Annotated in this window: 18 protein-coding genes; 12 read left to right on the forward strand and 6 right to left on the reverse strand. The window is 69.1% G+C overall.

Features of this window, described 5'->3' with window-relative positions; all coding sequences use genetic code 11:
* The first annotated feature begins 4 nt into the window (after positions 1-4).
* A complete protein-coding gene (addA, locus tag IEW15_RS07325) occupies positions 5-3,514 on the forward strand; it encodes a double-strand break repair helicase AddA (RefSeq protein WP_188576315.1) in 3,510 nt (1,169 codons plus the stop codon).
* A gap of 65 nt (positions 3,515-3,579) precedes the next feature.
* Here addA and IEW15_RS07330 read toward each other — a convergent pair whose 3' ends face one another.
* Positions 3,580-4,728: an ISAs1 family transposase gene (locus IEW15_RS07330; RefSeq protein WP_188576317.1), complete on the reverse strand. Its 1,149-nt coding sequence runs from the start codon at positions 4,726-4,728 to the stop codon at positions 3,580-3,582.
* A 334-nt stretch (positions 4,729-5,062) separates the two neighbouring features.
* On the opposite strand from IEW15_RS07330, the gene trxA reads away from it, so the two are divergent.
* The 3 genes from trxA to IEW15_RS07345 are packed head-to-tail and all read left to right on the forward strand — an operon-like array spanning position 5,063 to position 9,279.
* Positions 5,063-5,386 carry a thioredoxin TrxA gene (gene trxA, locus IEW15_RS07335; protein WP_188576319.1) on the forward strand — a complete coding sequence of 108 codons (324 nt, stop codon included), beginning with the start codon at positions 5,063-5,065 and terminating at the stop codon, positions 5,384-5,386.
* Positions 5,387-5,413: 27 nt separating this feature from the next.
* Positions 5,414-6,844, forward strand: coding sequence for a folylpolyglutamate synthase/dihydrofolate synthase family protein (locus IEW15_RS26315; protein WP_188576322.1), 1,431 nt, complete (start codon positions 5,414-5,416; stop codon positions 6,842-6,844).
* Positions 6,841-9,279, forward strand: coding sequence for an adenylate/guanylate cyclase domain-containing protein (locus tag IEW15_RS07345; protein ID WP_188576324.1), 2,439 nt, complete (start codon positions 6,841-6,843; stop codon positions 9,277-9,279). The genes IEW15_RS26315 and IEW15_RS07345 overlap by 4 nt, the downstream gene beginning before the upstream one ends.
* Positions 9,280-9,372: 93 nt before the next feature.
* Here IEW15_RS07345 and IEW15_RS07350 read toward each other — a convergent pair whose 3' ends face one another.
* Positions 9,373-10,638 carry an adenylate/guanylate cyclase domain-containing protein gene (locus tag IEW15_RS07350; RefSeq protein ID WP_188576326.1) on the reverse strand — a complete coding sequence of 422 codons (1,266 nt, stop codon included), beginning with the start codon at positions 10,636-10,638 and terminating at the stop codon, positions 9,373-9,375.
* Between the two features lie 132 nt (positions 10,639-10,770).
* Here IEW15_RS07350 and IEW15_RS07355 point away from each other — a divergent pair, with 132 nt between their 5' ends.
* Both IEW15_RS07355 and IEW15_RS07360 read left to right on the forward strand, forming a co-directional pair.
* Positions 10,771-11,433 (forward strand): GNAT family N-acetyltransferase, encoded by a 663-nt coding sequence (locus tag IEW15_RS07355; protein ID WP_188576327.1) that lies wholly within the window; start codon positions 10,771-10,773, stop codon positions 11,431-11,433.
* 140 nt (positions 11,434-11,573) lie between these two features.
* Entirely contained in the window at positions 11,574-12,125 is a 552-nt protein-coding gene (locus tag IEW15_RS07360) for a NifU family protein (protein WP_188576328.1), read from the forward strand.
* A 135-nt stretch (positions 12,126-12,260) separates the two neighbouring features.
* On the opposite strand, the gene IEW15_RS07365 is transcribed toward IEW15_RS07360, so the two are convergent.
* Genes IEW15_RS07365 through ddpX form a run of 3 tightly spaced genes read right to left on the reverse strand, consistent with a single transcriptional unit; the run spans position 12,261 to position 15,115 of the window.
* On the reverse strand, positions 12,261-13,817 hold the full coding sequence (locus IEW15_RS07365) for a lipid kinase (protein ID WP_188576329.1): 1,557 nt from the start codon (positions 13,815-13,817) through the stop codon (positions 12,261-12,263).
* Entirely contained in the window at positions 13,804-14,505 is a 702-nt protein-coding gene (locus tag IEW15_RS07370; RefSeq protein ID WP_229707896.1) for an SDR family NAD(P)-dependent oxidoreductase, read from the reverse strand. The genes IEW15_RS07365 and IEW15_RS07370 overlap by 14 nt, the downstream gene beginning before the upstream one ends.
* A 55-nt stretch (positions 14,506-14,560) precedes the next feature.
* The gene (gene ddpX, locus IEW15_RS07375; protein ID WP_188576330.1) at positions 14,561-15,115 is read right to left on the reverse strand and encodes a D-alanyl-D-alanine dipeptidase; all 555 of its coding nucleotides are present in this window, start codon (positions 15,113-15,115) and stop codon (positions 14,561-14,563) included.
* 122 nt (positions 15,116-15,237) lie between these two features.
* Between ddpX and tsaB the strand changes: the two genes are divergently transcribed.
* Positions 15,238-15,981, forward strand: coding sequence for a tRNA (adenosine(37)-N6)-threonylcarbamoyltransferase complex dimerization subunit type 1 TsaB (gene tsaB / locus IEW15_RS07380; RefSeq protein ID WP_188576331.1), 744 nt, complete (start codon positions 15,238-15,240; stop codon positions 15,979-15,981).
* 14 nt (positions 15,982-15,995) lie between these two features.
* A complete protein-coding gene (locus IEW15_RS07385) occupies positions 15,996-16,565 on the forward strand; it encodes a GNAT family N-acetyltransferase (protein ID WP_188576332.1) in 570 nt (189 codons plus the stop codon).
* On the opposite strand, the gene IEW15_RS07390 is transcribed toward IEW15_RS07385, so the two are convergent.
* Positions 16,566-16,811, reverse strand: a complete 246-nt coding sequence (locus tag IEW15_RS07390; protein ID WP_188576333.1) for a sulfurtransferase TusA family protein — start codon at positions 16,809-16,811, stop codon at positions 16,566-16,568.
* A gap of 221 nt (positions 16,812-17,032) precedes the next feature.
* On the opposite strand from IEW15_RS07390, the gene IEW15_RS07395 reads away from it, so the two are divergent.
* From IEW15_RS07395 to IEW15_RS07410, 4 genes are all read left to right on the forward strand, one after another.
* A complete protein-coding gene (locus tag IEW15_RS07395; RefSeq protein ID WP_188576334.1) occupies positions 17,033-17,455 on the forward strand; it encodes a MucR family transcriptional regulator in 423 nt (140 codons plus the stop codon).
* 388 nt (positions 17,456-17,843) lie between these two features.
* Complete coding sequence (locus IEW15_RS07400) at positions 17,844-18,284, forward strand: Fur family transcriptional regulator (RefSeq protein WP_188576431.1); 441 nt, start codon at positions 17,844-17,846, stop codon at positions 18,282-18,284.
* Positions 18,285-18,418: 134 nt separating this feature from the next.
* Positions 18,419-19,249, forward strand: coding sequence for a GNAT family N-acetyltransferase (locus IEW15_RS07405; protein WP_188576335.1), 831 nt, complete (start codon positions 18,419-18,421; stop codon positions 19,247-19,249).
* Positions 19,246-20,208 carry a lysophospholipid acyltransferase family protein gene (locus tag IEW15_RS07410; protein ID WP_188576346.1) on the forward strand — a complete coding sequence of 321 codons (963 nt, stop codon included), beginning with the start codon at positions 19,246-19,248 and terminating at the stop codon, positions 20,206-20,208. Before IEW15_RS07405 ends, IEW15_RS07410 begins: the two co-directional genes overlap by 4 nt.
* Positions 20,209-20,263: the final 55 nt, after the last annotated feature.

Genomic DNA, 20,263 nt, shown 5'->3' on the forward strand with positions numbered 1-20,263 from the left:
GCGGATGTCGGTTGACCAGGCACTGGCGGCTGATCCGACCCGGTCGGTCTGGGTGGGCGCATCGGCCGGCACCGGTAAGACCAAGGTGCTGACCGACCGGGTGCTGCGGCTGATGCTGGCCGGTGCCGCCCCCGAACGCATTCTGTGCATCACCTTCACCAAGGCGGCGGCGGCCGAAATGGCGCTGCGGTTGTCGGGACGGCTGGCGCGCTGGGCGACCGCCGATGCCGGGCTGCTGACCGACGAATTGTTCGCCCTGCTGGGCCGGCGCCCGGCCGGCACCGAGCTGGCGGTGGCCCGCCGGCTGTTCGCCCGGCTGCTGGATGCCCCCGGCGGCATGAACATCCAGACCATCCATTCGCTGTGCCAGTCGCTGCTGCGCCGGTTTCCGCTGGAAGCCGGCCTGCCGCCGCATTTCGAGCTGATGGACGACCGCGACGCCGCCGAACTGATCGCCATGGCGCGCGAGCGGCTGTTCGCCGAGGCGGCATCCGATCCGGTGCTGGGGGCGGCGGTGGACCGGCTGGCGACCCTGTTCGATGCCGATGCCTTCGCCGGGCTGATGACCGCGGTGATCGGCGACCGGCACCGGCTGGGACGGATGATCGGGGGCGCGGGGTCGGTCGATATGGCCTGTGCGGCGATCGCGCGGGCTCATTTCGTTGACCAGGACGCCACGCCTGAGGGCGAGCTTGCCGCCGCCTGCCGGTCTGGCGGCTTCGATGAGGCCGGCTTGCGGGCGGCGGCACAGGCACTGCTGGCATCGACCGGCAAGGATGACGTGGCGCGCGGCCGCAGGCTGGCCGCCTGGCTGGCGGCATCCGAGGCCGAACGGGTTGCCCGGTTCGAGGACCGGATCGGCGCCACCATGACCGCGAAGAACGAGCCCCGCGCCCGGCTGATGGTGAAGGCGGCGATCGAGGCGGCACCGGCCGCCTTCGCGGCGCTGCGCGTCGAACAGGACCGGATGGTGGAGCTTGAGGATCAGCGCCGCGCGGCGGCGACCGTCGCCGCCTCGGTGGCGCTGATCCGGGTGGGTGCCAGGCTGGCGGCGCTGTATGACGACCTGAAACGCCGCCGTGCCCGGCTGGATTTCGACGATCTGATCCTGGGGGCCGGCCGGCTGCTGAACACCCCCGGCATTGCGCCCTGGGTGCTATACAAGCTGGATGGCGGCATCATGCACCTGCTGCTCGATGAGGCGCAGGACACAAGCCCCGAACAATGGACGGTGGTCGAGCGGCTGACCGAGGAATTCTTCGCCGGCGACGGCAACCCGCATGATCAGGCGGGCCATGATGCCGATGGGCTGCCTCTGGCCCGCACCGTGTTCGCGGTGGGCGACCCCAAGCAGTCGATCTATCGCTTTCAGCGCGCCGACCCGGAAGGGTTCCGGCGGATGCAGGCATTCTTTCAGGCCCGGGTGTCGGCGGCCGAGCGCGGCTGGTCGGTGGTGGCGCTGCGCCAGTCGTTCCGATCGGTGGCGGCGGTGCTGGCGGCGGTGGATGCGGTGTTCGCGACAGCCCCCGCCAGCGATGGCGTGGTGGAGCCAGGCCAGGTGCTGCGTCATGAAGCCGCCCGGATCGGTCAGGCCGGGATCGTGGAGCTGTGGCCGCTGGCGGTGGCGGAAAAGCGCGACACCGATGATGTCTGGCTGGTGCCCGAGGTGCGCGAGCCCGAAGATGATCCGATGGCGCGGGTGGCCGATGCCATCGCCGGCACCATTCGCGGCTGGCTGGACCGGGCCGAGATGCTGACCGCCGCCGGCCGCAGGCTGCGGCCGGGCGATGTGCTGATCCTGGTTCAACGGCGCAATGCCTTTGTCGGCCGCATGGCCCGGGCGCTGAAAGCCGCCGGCGTGCCGGTGGCCGGTGTCGACCGTATGGCGCTGGTCGATCAGATCGCGGTGGCCGATCTGGTGGCGCTGGGCCGCGCCCTGCTGCTGCCGGAAGACGATCTGACGCTTGCTGCCGCGCTGAAAGGCCCGATCCTGGGGCTGGACGAGAACGCGCTGTATCGGGCGGCGGTGGATCGCGCCGATCCGAAGGGTGCCCGGCTGCCGCTGATCCACGCTCTGCGCCGGCGGGCCGCCGGTGATCCGGCCCTGGCCGCCGCCGCCCGCCTGCTGACCGATCTGGCGCGGGCCGCCGACCGTATGGGACCGTATGATTTCTATGCCGATCTGCTGGCGGCGCGGGGCGGGCGCACCGCGCTGGTTGCACGGCTGGGGCCTGAGGCCGAGGATGCGATCGACGAATTCCTGAACCTGGCGCTGGCTTACGAACAGACCGAGCCACCCAGCCTGGAAGGGTTTCTGGCCTGGGTGGAGCGTAGCGCCGTCGAGGTCAAGCGCGATCTGGAGCAGGGCCGCGACGAGGTGCGGATCATGACCGTGCACGGCGCCAAGGGCCTGCAGGCGCCGGTGGTGTTCCTGCCCGACACCACCCGCATGCCGCGGCCGCCATCGGGGCCGGTATGGCTGGACGGGCCGCCGCCGATGCTGCTGGTGGCGCCGGCGGCGGGGGATGCGTCCGACATGGTGCGGGATGCCCAGACCGTGACGGCGCGGGAGGACCGGAAGGAGTACCGCCGCCTGCTGTATGTGGCGATGACCCGTGCGGCCGACCGGTTGTATGTCTGCGGCTGGCATGGCAAGCCCGAGGCGCCCGACGAAAGCTGGTATGGCCTGACGGCGCGGGCGCTGGCCGGCGAAGGGGATGCCCGGCCTGTGGACATGGTACTACCCGGCGGCATCACCGGCACAGGCTGGCGGCTGACCGGCGAGCAGATGGCCGCACCCCCGGCCATACCAACCCTGGCGACCGGTATGGCTGTGGCCGAGGGGCCATCTTTGCCGGCGGCGCTGCATCCTGATCGCGATCTGCCGGCCGAACCGGTGCCGCCGCGGCCGCTGAGCCCGTCGCGCCCCGATGACGACCCGCCGCCGGCACGGTCGCCGCTGGGCGATCAGGGCGCCATCCGCTTCCGGCGCGGCCGGCTGGTGCACCGGCTGTTGCAGGTGCTGCCCGATCTGCCGCCTGATGCGCGCGCCGATGCCGCCGCCCGCTTCCTGGCCGCCCCCGCCCACGGGCTGGCGGCGGGCGATGCGGCGGCGCTGGCCGGCGAGGTGATGGCCGTGCTGGACCACCCGGATTTCGCGGCGATCTTTCAGCCCGGCTCGCGTGCCGAGGTGCCGCTTGGCGCCCTGGTCGGGTCGCGCGTGGTGTCGGGCGCGGTCGACCGGCTGCTGGTGACGCCCGACCGCATCCTGCTGGTCGATTACAAGACCGACCGGCCGCCGCCGGCCGAACCCGAGCGGGTCGCCCGTCATTATCTGCGCCAGATGGCCGCCTATCGTGCGGTGTTGCAGCGGATCTATCCGGGCCGCGCGATCGAGACCGCCCTGGTCTGGACCGACGGGCCGTCGCTGATGCGCCTGCCGGACACACTCCTCGATCGCTGGGCGCCGGCGGAGCAGGAGGCGGCGGGGGGCGGCGTTTCCACCCAGGATTGAATGTCGTGCCGCCGACGGATTGCCGGCCTGCGCGGCGTGCACAGGTCCAGGGCAACGAGTCCAGGTTAACGCGCTTGCAGAGCCGCCATGAGGTATTGTGTGTCCCACGTGGCAAGTTTGCGCCTGGCCTTGATGGAGAGCTTACCTGGTATGGCGCGGATGAGATTGAGGGCGAGATGTCGGACCATGGCCATGTTCGTGGCGCCGTGCCCGCGTCTGAGCCGGGATTGATCCTCCTTGAACTGAACGTCGAGCACCCAGTGGAGGCCGTTCTCGATGGCCCAATGTGCTCTGGCTGCATGGGCGAATGCCTCTGCGGAGAGGATCCTTGATGATATGTAGCAGCGGCGCTCGACCTTGATTTCGTCGGCGGTCTCGATGCGTGTCTCGATCATTGCGATGGTTTTGAGCCCTTTGAAGCGGGGCTCGTCGGGATAGCGCCGACTGCCGCTCATCCAGTCGACCCGCTGGGAGACCAGATGGCGGCGGGTTTCGATGCGGCCGTGACCTTTGTCGTGCAAGATGAGCGCATCGATCTCATCGGCGGGTGCGGTGTCGAAATAGAGCTGGATCTCGGCATGGGCGGTCTTCTGGTTGTCCTTGGTTGCCAGCAGATAGTCGCCACCAAGATCGACGATCTTTTCAGCGATATCGGACTGGCAGCCCATGGCGTCGATGGAAACGAGGCTGCCAGCAAGCGCTCCGGATGCGGCCAGTTCCTCCAGAAGCAGGGGTATGGCATTGATCTCGTTTGATTTATCGGCCACCGCACGTTGCCCCAGCACAAGATTGTGGGTGGTGGCATAGGCCGAGACGAGGTGCAGCGCCGCTTTGCCGCGGCCACGATCATGGCTGCGCCGCGAGGTCTTGCCGTCGATGGCAATCTGACCGACTGCCTCAGGCAGACGCTCGGCCACGAAGCCCAGAAAGCAGGACGAAAACAGATCCGGCCCGATCCGGTTCATCACCACGCGCAGCCAGTCCGCGCAGGGAATGCCGAAATGATAGGGCTGAAGGCGACGCAGGAAATCGAGATGCTGCTTTCCCCACAACACGATGTCGTCGTAATCATCGCAGGCAGCCATCGTCCCGCAGACAACCAGCAGCAACACTTCTTCTAGCGGATACATCACCTTGCACGGTTGGCGATCGTCCTTGATCGTCGAAAAATGCTCCAGAAGGCTCTTGCGGCGCGGCGTTGCGATGTCGCTCATGGCGTCCCCCGAGATCTGTGGAAGCCTGTTGAATCACGCCAAACTATCGTGCGCCAGAGATTCCGATCACCGCGTTAACCTGAACTCGTTGCCCTGTGCACAGGTCGGTGTGCTTGACCGGCCCCGCGCGGCTTTCTACATTGAGCCAAGCGCGCCCGCCGGCCGCTGCTCCGACATGCGACCCCATGATGGTCATGGGCGGGGAGCGGCACACGGACGGACCGTCATCAGACCATGCGGCCCGAGGGGTCCATGGCGGGCCGTGGCGGCCTTTGCCCCAGCCGATGCGCTGGGGCGGCACCGCGGCTGCACACGATTTGAGGGGATAGCTCCCATGGCCATCGCGACCGTCACCGACAGCTCGTTCGAGCAGGACGTGCTGAAGTCCGAAACGCCCGTCCTGGTCGATTACTGGGCCGAGTGGTGCGGCCCGTGCCGGATGATCGCCCCGGCGCTGGAGGATCTGTCGAAGGAATTCGATGGCAAGCTCACCGTCGCCAAGCTGAACATCGACCACAACCCGCAGACCCCGTCGAAATACGGGGTGCGCGGCATCCCGACCCTGATGGTGTTCAAGGGCGGTCAGATCGCGGCCACCAAGGTCGGCGCGCTGCCGAAGAGCGAACTGGCCAAGTGGATCCAGTCGGTCGTCGGCTGATCGTAACGCCATCGCCCGACCTGTCCGATGCCTGATCTGCCCGATGCCCGCGGCGACATCATCCCTGATCCGGATGGTGGTGCCGCGGGCATCGGCGTGTCTGGTGTGGAGGCTGGCGTCTCAACCCTGCTGGATGCGATCTATCGCAGCCATCTGCGACCGGCGGCGCGCGCAGCCGGGGGAGAATGGGGCGGCGGGTCGACCCTCGACCGGCTGCACCGTCGGCCGGAGCGGCTGCTGGACCTGGCCCGCCGCCATGACCTGATCCCCGATCCCGGCCGGGTGATCCTGGTGACCGGATCGAAGGGCAAGGGCAGCACCGCCCGGCTGATCGCCGCCGGCCAGACCGCCGCCGGCCGCCGCACCCTGCTGTTCACCTCGCCCGAAGACATGACCCCGCTCGACCGCATCCGGATCGATGGCACCGTGATTGCAGCGGCCGACGCGATCGGCGCCTATCAGATGCTGCGGACAAGCCTGCGGGCCGTGGAGGCATCGCTGCCGGCGGGCGAGGCCTTGTCGCCCTTCGGTCAGTTCCTGCTGCTGGCGCTGGCCCATGCCCGTCGATCGGCGGTCGACCGGCTGGTGCTGGAAACCGGGCTGGGCGCCGCCGACGACGAGGCGGGGCGGCTGGCGGCGGCAATCGGCGTGGTCACCGCCATCCTGCCCGAGCATCTGGACCGGCTGGGCCCCGACATCGACGATGTCGCCCGTGCCAAGCTGGATATCCGCCATCGCTGCCGCCGGCTGATCCTGTCGGATCAGGCGGCGGCAGCGGGCCGGCGGGCCGGCATCGATATCGGGGATGCGCTGGTGCTGGCACAGCCTGGCCCTGGCCCTGGCCCTGGCCCGATCGACGATCCGGCGGTGGCGGCGGCCGGCCTGCCGCCCTGGCTGGCCCATGATCGGGCGATGGCGGCGGCTGTGCTGGCGGCTGATGGCATCGACCCGGCGGCCGTGGCCGTGGCGACGGCGCTGGATGGCGCGGCGGGGGCCCTGCCATCCTGGGGCGAGGCGGCATGGGCCGGCCGGGTCGTGGCCTGGGAGGCGGCGGTGCAGGCGGCGAGCCTGGACCCGGCGCGGCTGCGCCTTCTGGCGGCGCAGGGCTTCCGCGCCCTGCTGTCGGTGACCGACGACAAGGACGTGGCCGGATTGGCGACCAGCCTGAACGCGGCGGGGCTTTCCCCCTGCGGGGTGGTGCTGCAGGGCCGGCGCGGCGCCTTGCGCGCGGGGGCCGGCGCCCATCGGCGGCTGCTGGCGCTGTCGGCGCCTGGCGGGCCCTTGCAGCCGGCACCCTGGGGACCATTGGATTACGACGACGTCCCGGCCATGGCCCGGTTGTTATATGATGTGAGCGGCCCGGATGACCGGGCGGGCGCCGGCGGGGGCAAGGTGATCGCCATCGGTACCCAGAGTTTCGTGCGGCTTGTGCGCGCCGCGATCAGGAGCGGCCGATGATTGATCAACCGGTACCCCCGCGCCGCGGCGGCAAGCAGCTTCTGCCCGCCACGACGGATACGCCGATGGCGGGACAGCCGGCCCTGAACAGCGAGGAGGCAGCCGATCCGCGCGGGGTGAAGCGCTCGTTCGCCGGTCTGAAAGCGGCGGATGCGCAGGATCTGCTGGACCAGATGGACCCGGTGGCTGCCGGCATCGTGGCCGCGGTCGCCGCCCGCATGGCCCGCGATCTGCTGCAGGCCGGCAGCTTCGAGACGGTGTTCGAGGGCATGTCGGCCGGTCTGGTCGCGCGTGGGGTGCCGGTGAAGCGCGCCTATATCGCCTTCCGCACCCTGCATCCGCTGATCGCCGCGGTCTCGTTTCTGTGGCAGCGCGGCCAGCCGGTGGAACGGATGGTGATGTCGCATGAACTGGCCGGGCTTTCCGAGGTGTGGAAGCGCTCGCCGTTCAATTACATGCTGACCAACAACGTCCCGCGCCTGCGCCGCCGGCTGATCGACCCCGACACGCCCCGCGATTTCGCGGTGCTGAACGACCTGATCGCCGAGGGCACCACCGATTACCTGGCTGCCGCGACCGCCTTTGGCGGCGGGGCCGAGGGCAATGGCGTGATCGCGTCGTGGACCACCGATGCCGCCGACGGGTTTTCCGATCTGGACCTGTCGGTGCTGGACGCGCTGCAGGTGCAGCTTGCCCTGGCCTGCCGGCTGGCCTTCACGGCCCAGGTGGCGGAAACCGTGGCGATGACCTATCTGGGCAACCACGCCGGCCGCCGGGTGCTGTCGGGGCAGATCCGGCGCGGCGACGGCGAACTGATCCCGGCCGCGATCTTCCTGTCGGATCTGCGCGGATCGACCGGCATGGCCGAGAAGCTGGGCGTGACCCGGTTCATGGAACTGGTGAACCGCTATTTCGAATGTGCCGCCGAACCGGTTCTAGGCGCCGGCGGCGAGGTGCTGACCCTGATGGGCGACAGTGTGCTGGCGATCTTTCCGCTGGCCAGTTTCGGCGATGATGTTGAAGCCGCCTGCGACGCGGCGCTTGCCGCCGCCCGCGATGCCGAGCGCCGGCTGGAGCAGTGGAACCGCGCGCGGCGCGCCGATGGCGAGGTGGCGATGGATTTCGGCATCGGCCTGCATCTGGGGCGGGTGATGTTCGGCAATATCGGCACCGCCGAGCGCCTGCAGTTCACCGCCATCGACCGGTCGATCAACGAGGCGGCGCGGCTGGAGGGCCTGACCAAATCGATGGGCCACCGGATCATCGCCAGCGGCCTGTTCGCGAGGCGGGCCAGTGCCGCCTGGCGGTCTCTGGGCCACGTGCAACTGCGCGGTTCGGCGCGCGAGCAGGAGGTTTTCACACCCGCGCCGGCCGCCAACCGTCTGGCCCTGGCCGCCGGCCTCGATGTGCCGGGAGGGCCTTGCGCCACACCGCCACAACTGGTGGTGCATGCCGATTGGAGTGTGGATGCCCGCAAGCGCTGGATGGCGGTGGCGGCGCGCCAACCCGATGGTGGTTATCTGGCCGGACCACCCGAACCGGTAGGGCCGGTCGACAGCCTGATCGACAGGCTGATCGCGCGTGCCGGGGGCGGCCGGGTGATGCTGGGGCTGGATGTGGTGCTGGGCCTGCCGGCCGGCTATGCCGAGCGGATCGGTGTCACCGGCTTCCGCGAGGCGATCGCCCGCATCGCCAGCGATCCGGATTGGGCGGCGGCCCTGGACCCGGCGGCGACGCTGGACGAGGTGTCACTGTCGCGACCGTTCTTTCCGCGCCGCGCCGGCCCCCGATCCATGGGCATCGGCAAGGGTGGCCCGGCGGCCCTTGCCGCCCGGCTGGGGCTGGGCGGGCCGGATGATCTGCGCCGGATCTGCGACCATGCCACCACCGCGCGCCGCGCGGCGGCGCCGCTGTTCTGGACCATGGGGCCGGCACAGGTGGGGCGGGCCGCCGCCCATGCCTGGCGGCATCTGCTGCTGATGAAAGGTGATGCCGGGCGGCTGGGCCTGTGGCCGTTCGACGGGCCGCTCGACAGCCTGCTGGCCAGCCATGCGGTGACGCTGGTCGAGGCCTATCCGGCCGAATTCCACCGCCATCTGGGGGTGCGCATGGGCCGCAATGCCGGCGATGGCCGGGGCAGCAAGCGCAACCGCAATGATCGTGCCGCCAACGCGCCGATGCTGATCGAGGCGGGCCGCCGCATGGGCCTGACCCTGGATATCGACCTGATGGCCGAAATCGGCGACGGCTTCGGTGACGTCGCGGCCGGCGAGGACCGCTTCGACGCGGTGATCGGCATGATGGGCATGTTGCAGGTTCTGGCCGGCGACCGCCCGACCGGCGAGCCGCGTGTGGCGCCGGTGGTGACGGTGGAGGGCTGGATCCTGGGCCAGTCGCCGGCCGAGCTGAAGCTGCCCGAGGACAGGTTCAACTGAGGCCGGGTTCGGTTGGCCGGCCGAGGCCCGGATCAGGTGGGCCGGATCAGGTGGGCCGGATCAGGTGGGCCGGATCAGGTGGGCCGGTGCGGATCAGGCCAGTTGGGGCAGGGTATAGACCTCTTCCTCGGCGGCGAGGCCGCGTAGCTGAAAACGGCCGAGGGGCGTGAGCGGTCGGCCGATCATGGCCACGGCATCGGCAATGGTGGATGAAATCGCCACCGTCCGGCCCAGATCGCGGGCCAGAACCTCCAGCCGGCTGGCCTGATTGACCGCCTGGCCGATAACGGTGAAGTCCAGCCGGTCGGGCGCGCCGATATTGCCATAGAGCACCTCGCCCGCATGCAGGCCAAGCCCATAGCTCAGCGGCTCGTCGCCGCGTTCAGCGCGGCGCGCGTTCAGTGCGGCCATACCGCGTTCGGCATCGCGCGCGGCATCCAGCGCCGCACAGCCAGCGAACGGGCAGGCCCCATCATGCAAATGGGTGGGAAACACCGCCAGCACGCCATCGCCGATCAGCTTCATCACTTGGCCGCCATGGGCGGTGATGGCCGTGGCCATCACCTCGAAATGCTCGTTCAGGGTGGCGATCAATACTTCGGGCGGCAGGCGTTCGGACATGGCGGTGAAGCCGCGCAGATCGGAAAACCAGATCGCGGCGTTCATCCGTTCGACATCGCCGCGCTTGATGGTGCCGGCCAGCACCCGTTCGCCCGGATCATCGCCCAGATAGGTCTTCAGCAGGGTGCGGACCTGTCCGCGCTGGCTGACGATTTCAACCGCGAGCGTCAGGATCGGCAGCAGCGCCGATATCCGTCGCAGATCGCCTTCGGTGAAGCCGCCCGGGGTGAGCGTCGCCACCGACAGCGCATTGGGCGTGCCGTCATGGAAGGCGATCGGCAGCATCACGTAATCGGTGAAGCCTTCGGCCTTCAGGTCGGCCAGGATCGGGAAATCGCCGGTCTGGGCGCCGGGGCCGGTCAGGCGGCGGCGAACCCCGGCGCCGTGTTCCACCACCAGCTGAAAAGGGCTGCGTAGATAGGCCTCGGTCAATTCGACGCCATGGACGCGGTGCACCGCCTCGACCGGCCGGTCGGGGCGCCATTCCACCGACACCCCCCGGAATTGCGGGTCCAGCAGCCGCAGATGCAGGCTGGCGCGATCGATCGGCACGCCAGCCGCCGCCAACCGGCGCGCGACCCCGTCGATCAGCTCCGCCACCGGCAGTCTGGGGCCTTCCTGGGCCAACCATTCGGCGATCGGATCGGGACCGAGCATGGCCGGCGCCACCGTGGCACGGCGGATGGGGGTGGCCGTGCGCAGCAATGCGGCGTCGTCGAGGCGTTCGGCTTCCATCATCGATCCGATGTCCTGCTTCCGGCGGCGAGGTTCAACACCCGGGTGATCAGCCTGCGCACCGTGGTAAATTTCTGATCTGTATATCGGTCGGGTATATTGGATGTGCAATGCGCGCCGTCGAGGGGAAGTGACATGAAGACGCAGGCGGGTGGCGGAGATGACACGGCGGCGCCGGTGCCGGTGCCAGTGCCGGTGCCAGTGCCAGTGCCAGTGCCAGTGATCGAGCGTCTCGATCAGGGATTGTCCGATCAGGATCTGGCGGCGCTGGCCGATATTCTGGTCGCGTGTGTCGCGGGTGGGGCCTCGGTCAGCTTCATGGCCGGGCTGGACCATGCCCGCGCATGTGCGTTCTGGCAGAGTGTGGCAGGCGATGCGGCGCAAGGCGGCCGGGTGTTGCTGGTGGCGCGGCCAGAGGCCGGCGCGGCCCCCACCGGCACGATCCAACTGGTGCCCGCCAGGACCGAGAACCAGCCGCACCGGTCGGATATCGCCAAGCTGCTGGTGCATCCGCGGGCCCGCCGCCAGGGGATTGCCGGCCGTCTGCTGGCTGCCGCCGAAGCGGCGTCGCTGGCCATGGGCCGGCGGCTGATCACGCTGGATACCGATGCCTTGAGCGATGCGGCCCGGTTCTATCCGGCCCATGGCTATCAGACCACCGGCATCGTACCCGGCTATGCGCTGATGCCTGACGGGGGGCCATGCGATACGCTGTTCCTGTGGAAATGGCTGGATGCGGCCACAGACGCTCCGGCGGAGGCGGCCGGAGAGAAGGATCTTGATACTGGACCAATTTAGTGCCAAATCGTTGGCGAGCGCCGTGGCCCCGGATCCGATGCGAACCGGTCGCAGATCCGCGCCCCGCAAGGTCGGGGGCCGACGCGATGGATACGAAGCCCGCAGCACCCGATTGCGGCCGCCAATGAGGACCAGGTCCGATGTTCATCCAGACCGAGCGGACGCCCAATCCGCTGACCCTTAAGTTCCTGCCCGGCCGTGACGTGGCCACGGGTGGTGCCCAGTTCGCGCGCGGTGACGATACCAGCCGCTCGCCGCTGGCGACCACGCTGCTTGCCATCGACGGCATCGAGGGCATTTATCTGGGCACCGATTTCGTGTCGGTGACCAAGTCGGACGCCGCCGACTGGATGCTGCTGAAGCCGATGATCCTGTCGGACATCATGGAGCATTTCACCAGCGGCCGGCCAGTGCTGACCGAAGAGGGCGCGGCCGAGGCCGCCGCTGCCGGCGGCGCCGGGGATGACGAGGTCTCGGCCACCATCCGCGAGCTGATCGACACCCGCGTGCGCCCCGCCGTCGCCCAGGATGGCGGCGACATCGTGTTCGAGGGCTTCGAGGACGGCATCGTCTATCTGCAGATGCATGGCGCCTGCTCGGGCTGCCCCAGCTCGACCATGACGCTGAAGAACGGCATCGAGACGATGCTGAAGCACTATGTGCCCGAGGTGATCGAGGTTCGCCAGGCCTGATGCCGGTTGGCCTGATGCGGGTTGGCCCGATGCCGGTTGGCCCGATGCCGGTTGGCCCGACGCCTGGACTCTGACGCCATATGGATCACGAACGACGCCCGCCCTGGCGCACCTGCCGGGCGGGCGTCGTGCCGTTCAGTCCTCGGCACCTTCGACCGGTGCCGGCAGGGCGGTGTTGATCAGCCGCCAGGCATCGTCATAGGCGACGGTGGCGGCATCGGCCGAGGCCGGGTCGCCCGCGCGCCGGACCTCATCGATCGCCACCTCGATCCGGGCGGCGGCATGATGCAGCCGCTGGCTGGCCCGGGTTTCCACCGGCATGCCGACCAGCCCTTCCAGCCAGTCGACCACATCCTCGATCAGCGCGCGGTCGTCGTCGGCGTCGCGGGTGGGCAGGTCCATCGCATCGAGCGCGTCATCGGCAACCACGGCGATCCGCGCCCAATCGGCACCGATCTGGCCCAGAGCCGCGATCACCGTGTCGCTCAGGCCCGAATGCGGGCTTTCGGCCATGCGGCGGGTCAGGGCCTCGCCTTCACGCGCCGCGCGCGCCATGTCCTGAAGCGCGATCTCGATCTCGGCGGCAAGGCGTTCATCTTCGGCGGACATCGCAGCCTCCTCATCGCTCAGCATGGGCACTTTCCCGGCCGGCGTATCGCGCGACCGCGTATCACCGGCGATGCTGCGGTCGCCGGCCAGCGATCGCACCGGGCTGGTGCCGGGCAGGTCGGCGGCCGGGCGATCGGGGGTCATCACCGACACGGCACCGGCGCGCACACCGAATTCGGCCGGCGTGCGGGTCAGGATCTCGCCATCGACATTGACCCGCTTGGGCTTGGCCGGGGTCTCGACGCGCACCGTTCTGCCCGACAACCGATGAACCCCCATCCAGGGTCCGGCGGTGCCCAGCCGCAAGGCCGGCAGCATCAGGGCCATCCGCCAATGCGATACCGGCTCGATCACATAGACGTCGAGCATGCCATCATCGATGGTGGCGGCGGCCGATACCGTCAAGCCCCCGCCGTGATGGCGGCCATTGCCGATCGCCACCATCACCGCCCGCATCTCGACGTTTCTGCCATCGACCGTCAGCCGCACGCGGAAGCGGCGGTGGCGGGTCATCACCCGGAACAGCGCCGGAATATAGGCGCCGATGCCCAGCCGGCGCTTTTCGTGGCTGTCGAGCGCATCGGCCACATCGACCGACAGGCCGATGCTGGCCACGTTGAAGAAACCGCGGCCATCGATGGTGCCGATATCGATCGATCGCCGGCGTCCGGTCAGCGCCACCTCCAGCGCTGCGGCCGGATCGAACGGAAGGCCCAGCGTGCGGGCAAGATCGTTGGCGGTGCCGAGCGGCAGGATGCCCAGGGTCAGCCCGGTATCGGCCATGGCATCGGCCACCGCCGACAATGTGCCGTCGCCGCCGCCCACCAGCACCAGCGCCGGCGGATCATCGCTGCCGGCGGCGGCGCGGATGGCCCCGGGAAAGGCGTCGGGGCTGTCCAGATCGGGCATGTCGGGGCAGAAGCCCGCCTTCCGCAGCCGGGCCAGCAGGCTGTCGGGCGTAAGGTTGCCGCCCAGCCGGTCGCGCTTGCCCGGCGGGATCAGCACCAGCACCCGGCCGCCCACCGACGGGCGGTTCGGCGTCTGTGGCGGCGGTGCGCCGCCGCCCGGGTCATGCATGGCCATAGGCCGGGATCAGCGCGCCGCTGACCGCCGCGGCCTCGGCCGAGGTCAGGAACAGGATGACGCGGGCCAGGGCTTCGGGTGTGACCCAGCTGCCATGATCGGCATCGGGCATGGCCGCGCGGTTGGCAGGGGTGTCGATGATCGACGGCAGCACCGCATTGACCCGGATCTTCCGGGGCAGCAATTCCTGCGCCAGGCTCTGGGTCAGCGACATCACCGCCGATTTGGACGCGGCATAGGCCGCCATATCGGCGGCGCCGGCCACGGCGGGGCGGGCGCCGATGGTGACGATGCTGCCGCCACCGGCGGCCCGCAGATGCGGCAGGGTGGCGCGCACGGTGTGATACAGGCTGCGGGCATTGGTCGACAGCAGGGCATCGAAGCGGGCGCCGTCGACATCGGCGACCGGCCCCATATCGAAGCCGCCGGCGATGGCGATCACGCCGTCGAGCCCGCCCAGCATGCCGGCGGCGGCATCGGCGGCGGCCATGGTCTGCGCCTCGTCGGCCAGATCGGCCGCCACCAGCACCACCCGTCCGTCAAAGGCTGCCTCGGCCGCGGTGCATTCCGCCGGCAGAAGATAGCTCGCGGCCACGGCGGCGCCACGCGCCAGCGCCATGGCGGCAACCGCGCGGCCCAGCGCGCCGGTGCCGCCGGTGATCAGCAGCTTGCGTCCTTCGATCGACATGTCGGTGCGTCCCCTCCTGCCTGACGGTGTGGAATGATGGATCGGTTGCGGTGGCTCAGGCCGGCATCAGCCGGGTGCCGGCGGCGCTGTCGGACAAGGCCGGCAGGCGTCGGGCATCGAACAACTGATAATGCCACCATTCGTGCCGATAGAAATCCCAGCCGGCGGTGGTCATGATGCCCATCAGCAACAGGCGGTTGCACTCCGCCTCGACCGACAGGCCGGTGGCGCCGTGATAGGACATGGTGGAGAAGTCGTCGAAGGGCGTGCCCATGTCGAGCGCCCGGCCGGCGGCGTCGATCAGGGTCAGGTCGACCGCGGCGCCGCGCGAATGCGGCGATCCGCGGCGCGGATCGGCCACGAAATCGGGGTCGGGGGTGTGCTCCCACAATTTCCACTGCGCCTCCGACGGGCGGAAGGCGTCGTAGATGCGGAAGCGCAGACCATGGCGGGCGGCGATGGCGATGGCGCGGCGCATCGCCGCGGCGGCTTCCGGGTGCAGGAAGCAGGCGGCGCGGCCATAGATCGGCCGGCCGGTGAAGTTGGCGGGCGTGGCATAGGCGATGTCCAGCTCGACACCGTCCCGATCGCTCAGGATTTCTTCTAACATCTCATGATCCGTCCGTGCTATGCGGCGAGGGCACCCTAGCACAGAGCATATTGCACTGGGCAGCATGTGCTTCGACACCGCCATGCCCATGACCCCGTTTGGCCGATGAGTGATTTCCGCAGATGACCACCGGCAGTGCTGCAACGACATGCCTGACCATCGATACCTGCGCCGGCGCCATGTCGGTGGCGGCGGGGCGGGGTGGTATGGTGCTGGCGCGGGTGTTTCTGGGCGATGCGCGGGCGGCGGCGGAAAAACTGGCGCCGGCGGCACGCGACGTGCTGGCCGCGGCGGGGCTGGCCGCGGACGCGATCGACCTGATCGCGGTCACCCGCGGTCCCGGTACCTTCACCGGCGTGCGGATCGGTCTGGGTTTCGCGCGTGGCCTGGCGCTGGCCAGCGGTGCCGCCCTGCTGGGGGTGACGTCGCTGGAGCTGCTGGCGGCGGGGGCCGTGGCCACATCCGGTGCCGGCGCCGCCGGCCGGGATGTCATGGCGGTGATCGATGCCCGGCGCGGCGAGGTTTATGTGCAGCGCGTGGACGCGCAGGGCCGTGCCGGCACCGCCGAGGCGTTGACGCCTGAGGCCGCCGCCGCGGCACTGATCGCCCGGCCGGCCCTGGTGGTGGGGGCAGGGGCCGCCCTGTTGGCGCCGCTGCTGCCGGGCGATCTGGCGGCACGGCTGATCCGCAGCGACCTGCCCCATGGCCATGGCCAGCCCGATGCCGCCGATCTGGTGGCGCTGGCCGATGCGCATAGTCGCCGGCACGGCCTGCCCGACCCAAGGGCGCTGCCGCCATCGCCACTGTATCTGCGCGCGCCCGACGCGCTGCCGCCGGCACCGAGCGGCATCGAGACGCCGTCATGACCCCCCCGCCCGTCATGCCCCCTCCGCCCGTCACGACCCCGTCGCCCGCCGGCGCGTGCCTGCGACCGATCGCCGCTGTCGAGGCGGCGGTGATGGCCGATCTGCATGCCAAAGCGTTCAACGAGCCCTGGGATAGCCCCTGGGATGCGGTGGCGATCGCCCGGCTGCTGGATCTGGACACGGTGGCCGGGCTGGCGGCATGGCCGGCAAGGGATGGGGACATACGGGATGGGGGCACATGGGATGTGGGCACCGATGCGCCGACCGGCATGGTTCTGATCCAGGCTGCGGCGGGTGAGGCGGAAATCCTGACCATCGCGGTCGATCCCCGGGCTCGACGCCAGGGGCTGGGCCTGCTGCTGCTGGACGGGGCCGCGATCTGGGCCGCGGCCCATGGCGCCGAACGGCTGCTGCTTGAGGTCGCGGCGGATAATCCGGCGGCACGGGGGCTTTACCAGAAAGCCGGCTTCACAACGGTGGGCCGGCGGCGCGGTTACTATGCCCGTGGTAAACAGGTGCCGGCCGATGCCGAAGTCATGGCACTGGCCTTGACGGTCGACGACGCGCCGGTGCAGATCTCGTGATCATCCCCTGACCTTGAACAGCAGCCGCCAGACGCCGGGGCTGCCGGCTTCCTCGTTCAGCGCCACGATCTGATGGCCCAGTTCCACGACGGAGCGAGGTACGTTTTCCAACGGCTCGCCGCCATTCAAGCGGACTTCGCCAATTTCGCCCGCAGACATCTTCCCGATCATTAATTTTGTTTTGACAAACGTCATCGGGCAGACATGATGCGTGACGTCGAGAAAGCGATCTGCACTTGGTTTCATTGTGAACCGTCCGGTCGTCGTCTCGGAATGCGAGGTGCCGACGCATGTCGGCCGGGCACCCCCCACGGGTGCCCTGGTGCGGACCTGAGCCACGCCGGCATCGTGCTTCCGATGTTCATCCTCGTCACCGTCATCCTGGTCAAAGGATCGCGCCGTCGTTCGCCCTCAGCCGACACGGCCGCTTTGATCTCCGCCCGAGACACCGAGGTCCAGACCCTACCATGGCCGAAAATCCGAGCCCGCTCGATCTTCTCTCGCTGACGGCACAGATCGTGTCGTCGCATGTCGCGAACAATACCGTGTCGGCCGGCGAACTGCCCCAGCTGATCGGCGAGGTCTATCAGAGCCTCGCCGGGCTCGGCCGCGAGCCGGAGCCGCGCGAGGAAGAGCAGCGGCCGACGCCCGCCGTCGCGATCCGCAAGTCGGTGCATGACGAGTACATCATCTGCCTTGAGGACGGCAAGAAGCTGAAAATGCTGAAGCGCCATCTCAAGACCGCCTATGACATGACGCCGGAAGAGTATCGGCGCCGCTGGGGCCTGGCCGACGACTATCCGATGGTCGCCCCCGGCTATGCCCGCCAGCGCAGCGACCTGGCCAAGCGCATCGGCCTTGGTCGTCGCGGCCGCGGCGATCAGGACTGACCACGGCTGCCATGGCAGGATAATGGGCTGCGGGCGCAGAAATTGCGCCCGCCGCTTGTCGTTGCCCGCCGGCTGTCCGATAATGATGCCAGCATTCCGATACTGTGGTACCGGCCGTTCGATGTCGGTACCGGTTGTTCGGGAGTGGTGACCGTGACGGTGCCGCCGGTTCGGGCGGTGCCGTATATGCGTCGTTCGGGTCCGGTGTCTTGCGCAGGTGAGACGATCCGGACTTGACGCGCATGCGGTCGTAGGTTGGGGCATATGCAGTGCCCCACGGCGATCGCGCCGCGACGGCGGCCCCGTCCGGGACCGCGCAGAAGCGCCAGGCGCAGACCATCCGTGTGTAGTGTCCCCTGTCCACCCAAGGAGCCAGGCCATCTTGGAGATGTCGCGACTGGAGCGTCTGTGTCTCGATAAGGGTCTGAAGATGACCGACCAGCGCCGGGTGATCGCCCGCGTGCTGTCGGAAGCCGATGACCACCCGGATGCCGAAGAACTGCACCGCCGTGCCAGTGCCATCGATCCCCGCATCAGCATCGCCACCGTCTATCGGACGGTGCGGCTGTTCGAGGAGGCGACCATTCTGGAACGGCATGATTTCGGCGACGGTCGAGCGCGCTATGAAACCATTCCCGAAGAGCATCACGATCACCTGATCGACATGCGCAACGGAACCGTGATCGAATTCCAGAACACCGAGATCGAGCGTCTCCAGCAGGAGATCGCCCGCAAGCTCGGCTATCGCCTGGTCGATCATCGTCTGGAACTTTACGGTATCCCGTTGGACCAGCCCTTGGACGACGGCTCGGACAAGGGATCGGCCTGACGGATGGCGGTGACGTGCCAGCCCGACGCCGTCCGACCGGCCGCCGGACCGGCACGCCGCCGCCCCTGCCACTCTGCCTCGCCTCCCCCACATGGCCGGCGATCCCTCGCCGCGAGACTTCAGGGCATGTTCGGATGACCGCCATTCTCAACCCCGACCTCGGCCTTCGTTCCGGCAATCTGCGGGTCTGCCTCGCGGATGGCGCCGACGACATCGAGGCGGCCCAGCGCCTGCGCTATCACGTCTTCTACGAAGAGCGTCACGCCAAGCCCAGCCCGGAAATGGCCGCGGCCAAGCGCGATCTCGATGCGTTCGACGACGTCTGCGACCATCTGCTGGTGATCGACGATGCGCATCCGAGCGGCCGGCCGACGGTGGTCGGCACCTACCGGCTGCTGCGCCGGTCGGCCGCCGATGTCCATGGCCGCTTCTATACCGCCGACGAATTCGACATCAGCCCGCTGCTGTCGGTGGATGGCGAAGTGCTGGAACTCGGCCGGTCCTGCGTTGCCGCCGAATACCGCAACCGGGCGACCATGCAGTTGCTGTGGCGCGGCATCGCGCTGTATCTTGAGCATTACGACATCCAGCTGATGTTCGGCTGCGCCAGCCTGGACGGCACCGACATCGACACGTTGAAGACCCAGCTTGCCTATCTCTATCACCACCACTTGGCGCCCGAGGCGCTGCGGCCGGTGGCGGTGCCGGAACGCTATGTCTCGATGGATCTGGTGGCGAAGGACGATCTGCCGGTGGCCCGCGCGCTGGCCCAACTGCCGCCGCTGGTGAAGGGCTATCTGCGGCTGGGCGGTTTCGTGGGCGACGGCGCCGTGGTCGACAAGCAGTTCAACACCACCGACATCTGCATGATCGTCAAGAGCGACCTGATCACCGGCCGGTATCGCGACCGCTATGAGGGCGGCTCGGGCCGGGTGCGGCCGAAGGTCGGCGACGAGGGCGTATGACCGGCTGGTTCCGCGCAGCCCTGCTGCTGCCGATCTATCTTGCGCTGACGGCGGCGCTGATCCCCGTGCAGGCGCTGCTGGTGGCGTTGAAGCTGTCGGCGGCCAACCGGTTTCCGCGGTTCTATCACCGCCTGACCTGCCGGTTGATGGGCTTCGACATCGATATCGTCGGCACCCCGGTGCGCGACCATCCGGCGCTGTTCATCTCTAATCACACGTCATATCTGGACATCTCGATCCTGGGGGCGGTGATCAACGGTTCGTTCATCGCCAAGAGCGAGGTGGCGGACTGGCCGCTCTATGGTCTGCTGGCCAAGCTGCAGCGCACGGTTTTCGTGCAGCGCCAGCGCAGCCGCACGGCCGAGCAGGCCGATGAGGTGGCGAAGCGGCTGGAGGCCGGCGACCGGCTGATCCTGTTTCCCGAAGGCACCAGCAATGACGGTCTGCGGGTGCTGCCCTTCCGCACCGCGTTCTTCTCGGTCGCCGACCGGCGGCCGCGTGGCCGGGCGCTGGTGGTGCAGCCGGTGTCGCTGGCCTATACCCATGTCCGCGGCATGCCGATGGGCCGCCGGCTGCGTCCGGCCTATGCCTGGTATGGCGACATGGATCTGGCGGGACATCTGTGGAATGCGCTGACCCTGGGCCCGGCGCGGGTGGAACTGATCTTTCACCCGCCGGTTACGATCGATGATTTCCGCGACCGCAAGGCCCTGGCGCGGCACTGCGAACAGGCGGTGTCGGCAGGCGTGGCACAGGCGCTTGCCGGACGGTCGACCGCGGCGCTGGCCCTGATCGGTCAGGCCCTGGCCCAGCGCGGCCCGGCGGTGGAAGGCGGCGCGATCGAAGTGGCGGAAGAGGACGAGCCGCTGGACCCGCAGGAAATCGACGCAGCCGATCCCGACGAGATCGCGGCCCATGCCGCCGCAGCCGGACCCGGCCCGGAGGCGGGTGTCCGGTGAGCGGCTTGAAGCGGCGGGACCGCGACTGATATCCTCTGAGACGGATCACGGCCCG

It is taken from the genome of Tistrella bauzanensis, assembly GCF_014636235.1.
Taxonomy (GTDB): Bacteria; Pseudomonadota; Alphaproteobacteria; order Tistrellales; family Tistrellaceae; genus Tistrella; species Tistrella bauzanensis.

Bases quoted from the DNA above. Each gene is read 5' to 3' on its own strand.
- addA (WP_188576315.1), top strand. From the start codon at position 5: ATGTCGGTTGACCAGGCACTGGCGGCTGATCCGACCCGGTCGGTCTGG.
- IEW15_RS07330 (WP_188576317.1), bottom strand. From the start codon at position 4,728: ATGAGCGACATCGCAACGCCGCGCCGCAAGAGCCTTCTGGAGCATTTT.
- trxA (WP_188576319.1), top strand. From the start codon at position 5,063: ATGGCCATCGCGACCGTCACCGACAGCTCGTTCGAGCAGGACGTGCTG.
- IEW15_RS26315 (WP_188576322.1), top strand. From the start codon at position 5,414: ATGCCTGATCTGCCCGATGCCCGCGGCGACATCATCCCTGATCCGGAT.
- IEW15_RS07345 (WP_188576324.1), top strand. From the start codon at position 6,841: ATGATTGATCAACCGGTACCCCCGCGCCGCGGCGGCAAGCAGCTTCTG.
- IEW15_RS07350 (WP_188576326.1), bottom strand. From the start codon at position 10,638: ATGATGGAAGCCGAACGCCTCGACGACGCCGCATTGCTGCGCACGGCC.
- IEW15_RS07355 (WP_188576327.1), top strand. From the start codon at position 10,771: ATGAAGACGCAGGCGGGTGGCGGAGATGACACGGCGGCGCCGGTGCCG.
- IEW15_RS07360 (WP_188576328.1), top strand. From the start codon at position 11,574: ATGTTCATCCAGACCGAGCGGACGCCCAATCCGCTGACCCTTAAGTTC.
- IEW15_RS07365 (WP_188576329.1), bottom strand. From the start codon at position 13,817: ATGGCCATGCATGACCCGGGCGGCGGCGCACCGCCGCCACAGACGCCG.
- IEW15_RS07370 (WP_229707896.1), bottom strand. From the start codon at position 14,505: ATGTCGATCGAAGGACGCAAGCTGCTGATCACCGGCGGCACCGGCGCG.
- ddpX (WP_188576330.1), bottom strand. From the start codon at position 15,115: ATGTTAGAAGAAATCCTGAGCGATCGGGACGGTGTCGAGCTGGACATC.
- tsaB (WP_188576331.1), top strand. From the start codon at position 15,238: ATGACCACCGGCAGTGCTGCAACGACATGCCTGACCATCGATACCTGC.
- IEW15_RS07385 (WP_188576332.1), top strand. From the start codon at position 15,996: ATGCCCCCTCCGCCCGTCACGACCCCGTCGCCCGCCGGCGCGTGCCTG.
- IEW15_RS07390 (WP_188576333.1), bottom strand. From the start codon at position 16,811: ATGAAACCAAGTGCAGATCGCTTTCTCGACGTCACGCATCATGTCTGC.
- IEW15_RS07395 (WP_188576334.1), top strand. From the start codon at position 17,033: ATGGCCGAAAATCCGAGCCCGCTCGATCTTCTCTCGCTGACGGCACAG.
- IEW15_RS07400 (WP_188576431.1), top strand. From the start codon at position 17,844: ATGTCGCGACTGGAGCGTCTGTGTCTCGATAAGGGTCTGAAGATGACC.
- IEW15_RS07405 (WP_188576335.1), top strand. From the start codon at position 18,419: ATGACCGCCATTCTCAACCCCGACCTCGGCCTTCGTTCCGGCAATCTG.
- IEW15_RS07410 (WP_188576346.1), top strand. From the start codon at position 19,246: ATGACCGGCTGGTTCCGCGCAGCCCTGCTGCTGCCGATCTATCTTGCG.